The organism is Streptomyces sp. NRRL WC-3549 (genome assembly GCF_000721935.1).
Taxonomy (GTDB): domain Bacteria; phylum Actinomycetota; class Actinomycetes; order Streptomycetales; family Streptomycetaceae; genus Streptomyces.
This window is the reverse complement of record NZ_KL585414.1, coordinates 282,405-283,583: the sequence shown is the minus strand read 5'-3', so window position 1 is coordinate 283,583 and position 1,179 is coordinate 282,405. Positions and strand designations below refer to the sequence as shown.

Sequence of the window (1,179 nt, the reverse complement as noted above, 5' to 3'; positions counted from 1 at the left end):
AGATGTGTATAAGAGACAGTCCCCACCGACGTCGCCGACCACCGGCAGGTCGAGGCGGCGGCCGACGCGGCGGCGGACACCTTCGGCGGCATCGACGTGTGGGTCAACACCGCCTTCTCCTCCGTCTTCGCCCCGTTCACCGAGATCGCGGCCGAGGAGTACGCACGCGTCACCCAGGTGACGTACCTGGGTTTCGTCAACGGGACCCGGGCCGCCCTCGCCCACATGCTGCCCCGGGACCACGGCACCGTCGTCCAGGTCGGCTCCGCCCTCGGGTCACGGTCGATCCCGCTGCAGTCCGCCTACTGCGGGGCCAAGCACGCCATCAACGGCTTCACCTCGGCGGTACGCACGGAACTCCTGCACCAGGGCAGCAACGTGCACATCACGGTCGCCCAGATGCCCGCCGTCAACACCCCGCAGTTCTCCTGGGTGCTCTCCAAGCTGCCCAACCGGCCGCAGCCCGTGGCCCCCATCTACCAGCCCGAGACGGCCGCCCGGGCGGTGGTGTACGCCGCCGGCCACCCCCGGCGCAAGCAGTTCTACGTCGGCTCCAGCACCGCGGCCACCATCCTGGCGAACAAGGTCGCCGCCGGACTGCTGGACCGCTACCTGGCCCGCACCGGATACGACTCCCAGCAGACGGCCGTCCCCGACGACCCACGGCGCCCGCACAACCTCTGGGAGCCCCGGGACGCCGAGGCCGACCACGGTGCGCACGGCGCCTTCGACGAGCAGGCGCACACCTGGGACCCGCAGCTGTGGCTCTCCCGCCATCCCGCCGCCGCCCTCGCCACGGGCGCCGCGCTCGGTGCCGCCGCCCTCCTCGCCGCCCGCCGCCCCGGCAGGAGGTGAAGGGCGCGCCGCCTCACGCCTCCCCGCAGAACTCGCGGTCCGGCGCCCACGTCCCGAACCAGGTGCTCAGCGGAACGGAGAAGCACCACCTGGACGCGCCGCTCCCCGTCGGCTCCGGCACCGGTTCCGTCACCGGCTCGGGCGAGGGCGCGTCCGGTACCGAAGTGGCCTCCGGCGACCCCGTGGGCACCGGCGACGGGGCGGGGGAGGACGGGCCGGCGGACAGCATCTCCCGGTAGACGCGCGAGGACTCGGGGTTCTCCGCGCACTGCCACACCCCGTGCGGACAGTAGTCCGTGATCGCTGTCTCTTATACACATCTCT

Annotated in this window: 1 protein-coding gene and 1 pseudogene; both read left to right on the top strand. The window is 72.6% G+C overall.

Annotated features, from left to right (window positions below; translation table 11 throughout):
• Positions 1 to 18: 18 nt before the first annotated feature.
• Positions 19 to 855: pseudogene (locus IH13_RS0122655) on the top strand (SDR family oxidoreductase); the annotation flags it as partial.
• Positions 852 to 1,094, top strand: coding sequence for a hypothetical protein (locus IH13_RS0122650; RefSeq protein WP_031087245.1), 243 nt, complete (start codon positions 852 to 854; stop codon positions 1,092 to 1,094). The pseudogene IH13_RS0122655 and the gene IH13_RS0122650, both read left to right, overlap by 4 nt.
• Positions 1,095 to 1,179 lie beyond the last annotated feature (85 nt).